The sequence below is a fragment of the Pseudomonas sp. YL2 genome (genome assembly GCF_023063025.1).
GTDB lineage: Bacteria > Pseudomonadota > Gammaproteobacteria > Pseudomonadales > Pseudomonadaceae > Aquipseudomonas > Aquipseudomonas putida_A.
Map to the genome: position 1 here is coordinate 54,829 of NZ_JAJSLU010000012.1, position 9,774 is coordinate 64,602.

8 protein-coding genes are annotated in these 9,774 nt (G+C 60.6%); 3 read left to right on the plus strand and 5 right to left on the minus strand.

Annotated elements, in window-relative coordinates; genetic code table 11:
- Positions 1-98: 98 nt before the first annotated feature.
- A complete protein-coding gene (locus LVD08_RS17720; RefSeq protein WP_096797793.1) occupies positions 99-950 on the plus strand; it encodes a CAP domain-containing protein in 852 nt (283 codons plus the stop codon).
- Between the two features lie 484 nt (positions 951-1,434).
- On the opposite strand, the gene LVD08_RS17725 is transcribed toward LVD08_RS17720, so the two are convergent.
- The 5 genes from LVD08_RS17725 to LVD08_RS17745 all read right to left on the minus strand — a co-directional run bounded on the left by LVD08_RS17725 (position 1,435) and on the right by LVD08_RS17745 (position 7,334).
- Positions 1,435-1,893, minus strand: a complete 459-nt coding sequence (locus LVD08_RS17725; RefSeq protein ID WP_247268794.1) for an REP-associated tyrosine transposase — start codon at positions 1,891-1,893, stop codon at positions 1,435-1,437.
- Between the two features lie 443 nt (positions 1,894-2,336).
- Positions 2,337-2,492, minus strand: a complete 156-nt coding sequence (locus LVD08_RS17730) for a DUF2474 family protein (RefSeq protein WP_098964444.1) — start codon at positions 2,490-2,492, stop codon at positions 2,337-2,339.
- A complete protein-coding gene (cydB, locus tag LVD08_RS17735; protein WP_096796447.1) occupies positions 2,479-3,495 on the minus strand; it encodes a cytochrome d ubiquinol oxidase subunit II in 1,017 nt (338 codons plus the stop codon). The genes LVD08_RS17730 and cydB overlap by 14 nt, the downstream gene beginning before the upstream one ends.
- Positions 3,496-3,498: 3 nt before the next feature.
- On the minus strand, positions 3,499-4,902 hold the full coding sequence (locus tag LVD08_RS17740) for a cytochrome ubiquinol oxidase subunit I (RefSeq protein WP_095136770.1): 1,404 nt from the start codon (positions 4,900-4,902) through the stop codon (positions 3,499-3,501).
- A 107-nt stretch (positions 4,903-5,009) separates the two neighbouring features.
- Positions 5,010-7,334: an FdhF/YdeP family oxidoreductase gene (locus LVD08_RS17745; RefSeq protein WP_247268795.1), complete on the minus strand. Its 2,325-nt coding sequence runs from the start codon at positions 7,332-7,334 to the stop codon at positions 5,010-5,012.
- A 357-nt stretch (positions 7,335-7,691) separates the two neighbouring features.
- Between LVD08_RS17745 and moaA the strand changes: the two genes are divergently transcribed.
- Together moaA and LVD08_RS17755 are read left to right on the plus strand one after the other, a co-directional pair.
- Positions 7,692-8,690, plus strand: coding sequence for a GTP 3',8-cyclase MoaA (gene moaA / locus LVD08_RS17750; RefSeq protein ID WP_103368905.1), 999 nt, complete (start codon positions 7,692-7,694; stop codon positions 8,688-8,690).
- 35 nt (positions 8,691-8,725) lie between these two features.
- Positions 8,726-9,625: a bestrophin family protein gene (locus LVD08_RS17755; RefSeq protein ID WP_247268796.1), complete on the plus strand. Its 900-nt coding sequence runs from the start codon at positions 8,726-8,728 to the stop codon at positions 9,623-9,625.
- Positions 9,626-9,774 lie beyond the last annotated feature (149 nt).

Below are 9,774 nucleotides of genomic sequence, written 5' to 3' on the forward strand. Positions count from 1 at the left end.
ACGTTCCGCAGAAAAAACCGCTCGATGAAGAAAAAGACATTGCACTGACCGGGGGCCTTTCGCGCATCATGAGCGCACTCAGCTCAAGGGAGATTTCCATGCGCTTCATGCCATCCGTCTTGCGTTTTGCCGCGCTGTCCGTGGGCTTGGCCGTGGCCGCCTCGGCCATGGCTGCCGACGAGTCGCAACTGATCGAGTCGATCAATGCCTACCGCAGCCAACCGCAGCGTTGCGGCAGCCAAGCGTCCAGTGAACTGCCACCGCTGTCGGCCGATCCACGGCTGAGACTGCCGGCCAGCGGTGCGGTCGATCTGCAACAGGCCATGGCCAGCGCCAGCTACCCGATGGTCAACGTGCAGGCGATCACCCTCAACGGCCCACGGGATGCAGCGTCGGCGATGAAGGCGATTGAGGAAAGTTTCTGTCAGGTGGTGCTGGATCCGCAGTTCGTCGATGTCGGGGTCAGCCGCGCCGATCGCGACTGGCGTATTGTGCTGGCGCGACCTCTACTGTCGGCGAAGCTCGGCGATGCGCAAAGCGAAGGCCAGAAGTTGCTCGAACAACTCAACGCCGCTCGCGCCCAACCGCGTCAATGCGGCGGCCAGGCCTTTGCCGCGGCCGGGCCACTGGCCTGGAACGCGAGCCTGGGCACGATTTCCCAGGATCACAGCCGCGACATGGCCAACAACAACTACTTCGACCACAAGGACCGCGACGGCCGCACACCCGGAGACCGCGCCGAACTGGCCGGCTACAGCGGTCAACTGGTCGGCGAAAACATCGCCGCCGGGCAAGACACCGTGCGCAAGGTCGTCGACGGCTGGCTCGCCAGCCCCGGCCACTGCGCCAACCTGATGAACCCGCAATACAAAGAACTCGGCGCCGCCTACGCGACCGACCCAAAGAGCAGCGCCGGGATTTACTGGACGGCGATGTTTGGTGCGCAGTAACAGCCCTTCAGAAAACACCGAAGATCCGATGTGGGGATTGGTGGTGGATGAAGAATTCAGGGCTGGCCGCTATCAAGGGTGGGAGTGGGCTTGCTCACGAAGGGGCCGGCACATTCAGCATCGGTGTCGACTGAGCGGACGCCTTCGCGAGCAAGCCCGCTCCCACAGGGGATTGTCGCTGAATGAAGATTTCGGGGCTGGCCGCGATCAAGGGTGGGAGTGGGCTTGCTCACGAAGGGGCCGGCACATTCAATATCGATGTCGACTGAGCGGACGCCTTCGCGAGCAAGCCCGCTCCCACTGGGGATCGTGCGTGGATGGAGGATTTGCGGCTGGCCGCGATCAAGGGTGGGAGTGGGCTTGCTCACGAAGAGGCCGGCACATTCAGCATCGGTGGCGACTGACCTGACGCTTTCGCGAGCAAGCACGCTCCCACAGGAATCGCATTTATTCTGATGTGAGGCGGTGAATGCGCATCCTGAGTTCAAACCCAGATCGCGTCCCATAGCGGGTAGTCACCGAGTTTTTCCACCAGTCCGGCCCGCAGTGGATTAGCCACTACATAGCGGGCCAGTTTCACCAGATCCTCCTCTCGACGTAACGCATGATCATGAAAACCTTGCTGCCAAAGGCCTCCGGATCTACCGCTTGCCGTGTTGACTGAACGAGTACTCAGGGATTTGACCTGGCACATCAATTGGCCAAGTGTTCCTTTTTGCAATTGGATCAGCCAATGAAAATGATCGGGCATAACCACCCATGCCAATGTGTCGGCAAATCCCTCTTCCTGCGCCTGCCTGAACTGATGCACAACCAATCGACCGAGTCTGTAATCCTTGAACACCGGCTCACGCCCCAAGGTATTGGCGGTTAGTAGGTAGATCTGATTTTCTTCGCAATGACGGCCGGTTCGCAGGCGATGTGATGAGTAACGCTTGGGCATTCCTTTGCCTTGTTCATGGTTGAATTCATAAAAAGGCTAGATCAGCCATCACAGTGCGCCGAACATGTTTGTTGGCAGGATGTGTCTGTGCACTAGAAAAAGGGTGGGAGTGGGCTTGCTCACGAAGAGGCCGGCACATTCAGCATCAATATCGACTGAACTGACGCCTTCGCGAGCAAGCTCGCTCCCACAGGGGATTGCTGCTGGATGAAGAATTTGCGGCTGGCCGAAATCCAAGGTGGGATTGGTGGTGGATGAGGGATTGTGGGTTAGCCGAAATCCAGGGTGGGAGTGGGCTTGCTCACGAAGGGGCCGGCACATTCAGCATCGATGTCGACCGAGCGGACGCCTTCGCGAGCAAGCCCGCTCCCACAGGGGACATCAGTGATGTTCAGAATTGCGGGCACAAAAAAACCGGAGTCATGGCTCCGGTTTTTTTATTGTCAGTGGGTCCTCATCCCCGCTGCATACATCGCCAGTTTCAGCACACTCGCCACCACGGCGAGTGACACGACACTGCCGAACCAGATCAGCAACAACCAGCCCAGACGCTGGTACCAGCGGGAGGATCTGACCTCACGCGAATCAATGGTAGCCATCGCCAATCCTCACTTTGCCGCGGAATACGTAGTAGCTCCAGAAGGTGTACATCAGGATCACCGGCAGGATGAACAGTGCGCCGATCAAGGCGAACAACTGGCTCGAAGGCGGAGACGCCGCCGCCCACAGGCTCACCGATGGCGGGATGATGTTTGGCCAGATGCTCAACGCCAGGCCGATGTAACCGAGCAGCATCAACACCAGAGTGAACACGAACGGCCAGTGGGTGTGACGCTGACGCAAGGTGCGCAGCAGCCCGAACAACGCCAGCAGCGCCAGCACCACCAACCCGGCGAACACCATCAGGTGTCCGCTGGTCGACCAGCGAGTGGCCAGCTCCGGGTGCAACTTCAGTGTCCACGCACCAATCACCACCACCATCGCCGTCAGCAACCACGCCAGCGGCCGGGTGAACAGACGCATCCGCGACTCGAGCATGCCTTCGGTCTTGACCAGCAGCCAGGTGCTGCCCAGCAGCGCATACGCCACCACCAGACCGACGCCACACACCAGCGGGAACGGCGCCAGCCAGTCCAGGCCGCCACCGGCAAACTGCCGATTCACCACGGGAATGCCCGATACGTACGCGCCGATCGCCACACCCTGGGAGAACGTCGCCAGCAGCGAACCGCCGATGAACGCCTTGTCCCACCAGTGACGCTTTTGCGCTGACGACTTGAAGCGAAACTCGAACGCCACGCCACGGAAAATCAGCCCGCAGAGCATCAGGATCAGCGGCAGGTACAGCGCCTCCAGAATCACCCCGTAGGCCAGTGGAAAGGCGCCATACAACGCCGCACCACCGAGCACCAGCCAGGTTTCGTTGCCGTCCCACACCGGGGCGACTGTGTTCATCATCACGTCGCGCTCCTGCTCATCCGGGATCAGCGGAAACAGGATCCCCAGGCCCAGATCGAAGCCGTCCATGATCACGTACATCATCACCCCGAAGGCGATGATCACACCCCAGATCAACGAGAGATCGATACCTTGAATACCCATGACTCAATGCTCCTTCATCGGGGCGGTAGCCGCCGAAATAGGCCGGCGCGGGGTTTGCAACTGATCGCCCTCCGGCGGATGTTCGTGATGGGGCTGCGGGCCCTTGCGCACCAGTTTCATCATGTAGCCGATGCCCACGGTGAACACCGAGCAGTAGATCACCACGAACAGCAACAGCGAGGTGCTCATCTGCGCCACCGAGTGGTGCGACGCGGCGTCATGGGTGCGCATCAAACCGTAAACGACCCACGGCTGACGCCCGACTTCGGTGGTGATCCAGCCGGCCAGCAACGCGATCAACCCGCTCGGCCCCATCAGCAACACCAGACGCTGGAAGCCGCGATGCTGATAGAGCTTGCCGCCACGACGCAGCGCCAGACCGAGCACACCGACGAGGATCATCAACATGCCCAGCCCGGCCATGACGCGGAAGCTCCAGAAGATGATGGTCGAGTTCGGCCGATCCTCTTTCGGGAAGCTCTTGAGCGCCGGGATCTGCTTGTCGAGGCTGTGGGTCAGGATCAGGCTGCCGAGGTACGGAATTTCCAGCGCATATTTGGTCTTCTCCGCCTGCATGTCGGGGATGCCGAACAGCACCAGCGGCGTCGGGCCATTGTCAGCGTTTTCCCAGTGGCCCTCGATGGCGGCGATTTTTGCCGGTTGATGCTCCAGGGTGTTCAAGCCATGGGCGTCACCGACCACCGCCTGAATCGGTGCCACGATCAGCGCCATCCACAACGCCATGGAAAACATCCTGCGCACCGGCGCGGTATTGTTGCCGCGCAGCAAATGCCAGGCCGCCGACGAGCCCACGAAGAAGGCCGTGGCGACGAACGCGGCGATCGCCATGTGCGCCAGACGGAACGGAAACGACGGGTTGAACACAATCGCCAGCCAGTCCAGCGGCATCACCCGCCCGTCGACAATTTCAAAGCCCTGCGGCGTCTGCATCCAGCTGTTGGAGGCGAGAATCCAGAAGGTTGAAATCAGCGTGCCGATAGCGACCATCACCGTGGCAAAGAAGTGCAAGCCACGGCCGACGCGGTTCCAGCCGAACAGCATGACCCCGAGGAAACCGGCCTCAAGGAAGAACGCCGTCAGCACCTCATAGGTCAGCAACGGCCCGGTGATGCTCCCGGCGAAGTCGGAAAAGCCGCTCCAGTTGGTGCCGAACTGGTACGCCATGACCAGCCCCGAGACCACGCCCATGCCGAAGTTGACGGCAAAGATCTTCGACCAGAAGTGGTAGAGATCGCGGTAGGTGTCGTCACGGGTTTTCAGCCACAGGCCTTCGAGTACCGCGAGGAAACTCGCCAGGCCGATGGTGATCGCCGGGAAGATAATGTGGAACGAAACCGTGAACGCGAATTGAATTCGCGCCAGGTCCAGTGCCTCCATGTTGAGCATGATGATGTCCTCATCCAGGCTGAAAAGCGGCAGCACGTCGCCGGGCCACCGCCAGACGCGAACGCCTGCAGCCAGTCAAATTGCTATGATTTTTTATAAGTAGCGGGTCAGGCCACCGAAGACGGGATCAGGTTGCTGACCTTGGCCGCTTCGAGGCGAATCGCGACGAATTTCGAGGTCGGCGTGTAGGTCCGGTCGCCGTAGCTTTCCAGCGGCACCAGCGGGTTGGTTTCCGGGTAGTACGCCGCGGCCTGACCGGGCGGAATGTCGTAGGCGATCAGGGTGAAACCGCTGACCCGACGCTCGCGCTCGTCATCCCACAGCGCCACCAGATCGACCTTCTGCCCCGGTTCGAAACCGAGGCGCTGGATATCCTGTTCGTTGGCGAAGATCACGTCGCGCATGCCGTAGACCCCGCGATAACGGTCGTCGAGGCCGTACAGCGTGGTGTTGTACTGATCGTGGGAGCGCATGGTCTGCAGGATCAGATCCGGCTTGACCGGCAGGTTGCGCACGCCTTCGCTGATCAGGTGTTCCGGCAGCACGCACGGGGTGAACTGGGCTTTGCCGGACTCGGTGTTCCAGACCCGATCCGAGGCGTCGTTGCCGAGGTGGAAGCCGCCCGGGGTCAGCAGTTTTTCGTTGAAGTTCTCGAAGCCCGGAATCACGTCGCCGATCAGGTTGCGGATGCGTCCGTAATCGCCCACCGCCCACTCCCAGTCGATTGGATGCTTGCCCAAGGTCGCGGCGGCAATCCCGGCAATGATCGCCGGCTCGGACTTCAAGTGCGCCGACTTCGGTTTCAACTGACCGAACGACAAGTGCACCATGCTGAAGGTGTCTTCCACGGTCACGCCTTGCGGGCCTTCGGCCTGGATGTCGATGTCGGTGCGACCGAGGCACGGCAGGATCAACGCGTCGCGTCCGGTGACCAGATGGCTGCGGTTGAGCTTGGTCGAGATGTGCACGGTCAGGTCGAGTTTGCGCATCGCTTCGTGAGTGCGCGGGGTGTCCGGCGTGGCTTGGGCGAAGTTGCCGCCCAGGCCGATAAACACCTTGGCCTCGCCCCGCTCCATCGCACCGATCGCCATCACCGTGTTGTGCCCGTGCATGCGTGGCACTTTGAAATTGAAGCGTTTTTCCAGGGCGTCCATCAGCTCCTTCGGCGCCAGTTCATTGATGCCCATGGTGCGGTCGCCCTGCACGTTGCTGTGACCGCGCACCGGCGACAGGCCGGCGCCCGGACGGCCGACGTTGCCGCGCAACAGTTGCAGATTGATGACTTCCTGCAGGGTCGGCACGGAGTGCACGTGTTGGGTCAGGCCCATGGCCCAGCACATGATCACGCTTTTGGCGCGGCCATACATGCGCGCGGCCAGTTCGATGTCGTGCAACGGCACGCCGGACTGCTCGAGGATGTGCTCCCAAGTCGTGGCGTCGACTTCTGCCAGGTAGCTGTCCAGACCCGAAGTGTGCTCGGCGATAAACGCGTGATCGAACACCGGTTCGCCACCGCTGGCCTGGGCTTCACGCTCCCACTGCAGAAGGAATTTGACCATGCCGCGAATCATCGCCATGTCGCCACCCAGGGCCGGGCGGAAGTACGCGGTGTTGGTCGCTTCCCAGCCGTTGCTGAGCATTTCGATCGGATTCTGCGGGTTCTGGAAACGTTCCAGGCCACGCTCTTTCAGCGGGTTGATGCACACCACCTGCGCGCCGCGTTTCACCGCTTCACGCAGCGGTTCGAGCATGCGTGGGTGGTTGGTGCCGGGGTTCTGGCCGATGACGAAAATCGCGTCGGCATGATGCAGATCCTCGTAGACCACGGTGCCCTTGCCCACGCCCAGCGTCTCGCCCATGCTCACCGCACTGGCTTCGTGGCACATGTTCGAGCAGTCGGGGAAATTGTTGGTGCCGAAGGCGCGGACGAACAACTGATAGAGAAACGCCGCTTCGTTGCTGGCCCGGCCCGAGGTGTAGAACTCGGCCTCGTGCGGCGATTTCAAGCCCTTGAGGTGTTCGGCGATCAGCGCGAACGCGTCTTCCCAGGTGGTTTCCACATAGCGGTCGACCCGCGCGTCGTAACGCATCGGGTGGGTCAGACGGCCCTGATATTCCAGCCAGTAGTCGCTCTGCTCGGCCAGGCTCGATACCGTGTACTTGTTGAAGAACGCCGGGTCGACCAAACGCCCGGTGGCCTCCCAGTTCACCGCTTTGGCGCCGTTCTCGCAGAACTTGAGCATGCTCGCACCGGGCGCTTCACCCCAGGCACAGCCCGGGCAGTCGAAGCCGCCGTTCTGATTGGTCTTGAGCATGGCGCGGATGTTTTTCAGGGCGTTTTCACTGCCCAGCCAGCTTTTGGTCAGGCTGATCACAGCCCCCCAACCGGCAGCAGCACCCTTGTAAGGTTTGTAACGGTCGACTTGTGACATGGGACATCTCCATGACGATGCACACAGGCATGAACCTGATCTTGGTTAAACAGCGACGGCCGACTTTGCGCAGCAATAAAGTGGTCGTTTCAGTTGCCGGAGCAAGGATATGAACCGTTACAAAACATTGTCTAATCGCTATTTATGACCACATTATCGAAACCCTCTATCACGGCGAAAAACCCTTTATTTACGGGGCTTTGCGAAACTAAAGCGGTAACTTTCCAGAGAAAATAATTGATCATCGACGCGCTCAATCAAGCAGTCATAAACAGTGATTGGACGAGATCTGAAGTTGCCCATAATCTGCGCTAACCGGTTCCGTCCATGCGGACTTCCCACTTCTGCGAGGCTGTCATGTCAGAGCGTGTCTTGATCGATGGTTACAACCGCCGCGTCGACTATCTGCGCATGTCGGTCACCGACCGCTGCGACTTCCGCTGCGTGTATTGCATGGCCGAGGACATGCAGTTTCTGCCGCGCCAGCAAGTGCTGACGCTGGAGGAGATCTATCAACTGGCGCAGAGCTTCGTGGCGCTGGGCACGCGCAAGATTCGCCTGACCGGCGGCGAGCCGCTGATTCGTCCGGGCGTGGTCAAGCTGTGCGAGCAGATCGCCGCCCTGCCCGGCCTGCGTGAACTGTGCATGACCACCAATGGCTCGCAGCTGGGCAAACTCGCCGCGCCGTTGTTCGACGCCGGGGTCAAGCGGCTGAACATCAGCCTCGACAGCCTCGACCCGGATCGTTTCAGGCAAATGACCCGCACCGGTGATCTGGCGCAGGTGATCAGCGGCATCGATGCGGCGCGCAAGGCCGGTTTCACCCGAACCAAACTCAACGTGGTGGTGATGCAGGGGCGCAACGATCAGGAGATCAACGATCTGGTGAGCTTCGCCATCGACCGCCAGCTCGACGTCTCCTTCATCGAGGAAATGCCGCTGGGGATCATCAGCGAACACAGCCGCGCCGAGTCGTTTTTCTCCAGCGCCCAGGTGCGCGAAAAAATCGCCGAGCGCTACACCCTGATCGATTCCGCCGAATCGACCCAAGGCCCGTCGCGCTACTGGCGGCTGGCCGAGGCGCCAGACATTCGTCTGGGCTTTATCTCGCCGCACAGCCACAATTTCTGCGGTACTTGCAACCGGGTGCGGCTGACTGTCGAGGGGCGCCTGCTACTGTGTCTGGGTAACGAGCATTCGGTGGATCTCAAAGCCGTGCTGCGCGCTCATCCGGGGCAACCAGAGCGGCTGGAGAAGGCCATCATCGAAGCGATGAAACTCAAGCCGTATCGGCACAATTTCGAAGTGAACGACGACGTTCAGGTCGTGCGCTTCATGAACATGACCGGCGGTTGAGCCGCCCTCACCCTGCGTAACCGGGATCGCCCAGCATGATCATCAGACCCAAGGTCAACCAATTCGCCATCCTCTTCACCCTCAAGGGTTCGATCGCCAAACGTATCGCCCTGCGCACCCTGATGGTCACCCTGCTGGCTTCTGCCATCGTGCTGATTGAAATGCTCCATCCGAGCAACTTCACCAAGGTCAACGCCACGCCATTCACCCTGCTCGGGCTGTCACTGTCGATCTTCATGAATTTTCGCAACAACGCCTGCTACGACCGCTGGTATGAAGCGCGCAAGGCCTGGGGCGATGTGCTGGTGCACATCCGTTCAGTAATTCGCGAAACCCATGTCATCCGCGAATCGGCGCAGCGCAAGCCGTTGCTGCTCAACCTCTGCGGGTTTGCTCATGCGCTGAATGCGCGATTGCGCCGGGAAAGCGAAGCGGCGGCCAGCAGCAAGTGGATCACCCCGCAACACGATGCGCGGGTGCCGGACTACAGTGGACGGATTCTGCAGCAGGTCGGCCAGCAGTGCTCCGACCTGCATCAAAGCGGTGAACTGAGCGAGTGGCGCTACATGCTGCTGGCGAATCATCTGACCAGCCTGACCCAGGCGCAAGCGGTGTGCGAGCGGATCAAGAACACCCCGCTGCCCTTCCCCTACACCTTGCTGCTGCACCGCACGATTTACCTGTTCTGCATCCTGCTGCCGTTCGCCATGGCCGAACCGCTGGGCTGGCTGACCCCGCTGTTCACGGCGATTGTCAGCTACACGTTCTTTGGTCTGGATGCGATTGCCGATGAACTGGAAGACCCGTTCGGCCGCGACGAAAACGATTTGGCGACTGACTCGCTGGTGCGCACCATCGAGCGTGACATTCTCAGCGAACTGGGCGAAATCGACCTGCCGCCGATGTTGCTGCCGGTGGACTATGTGCTGAGCTGAGCTCGCTCCCTCTGTAGGAGTGAGCCTGCTCGCGATAGCGGTCGCCCAGTCAGTAAAGATGTTGGCTGTGCCGCCGTCATCGCGTGCAGGCTCACTCCTACAGGTTCCAGGTACACCCCGCCGAATGGCAGGTCAACCCACCTCCAAAT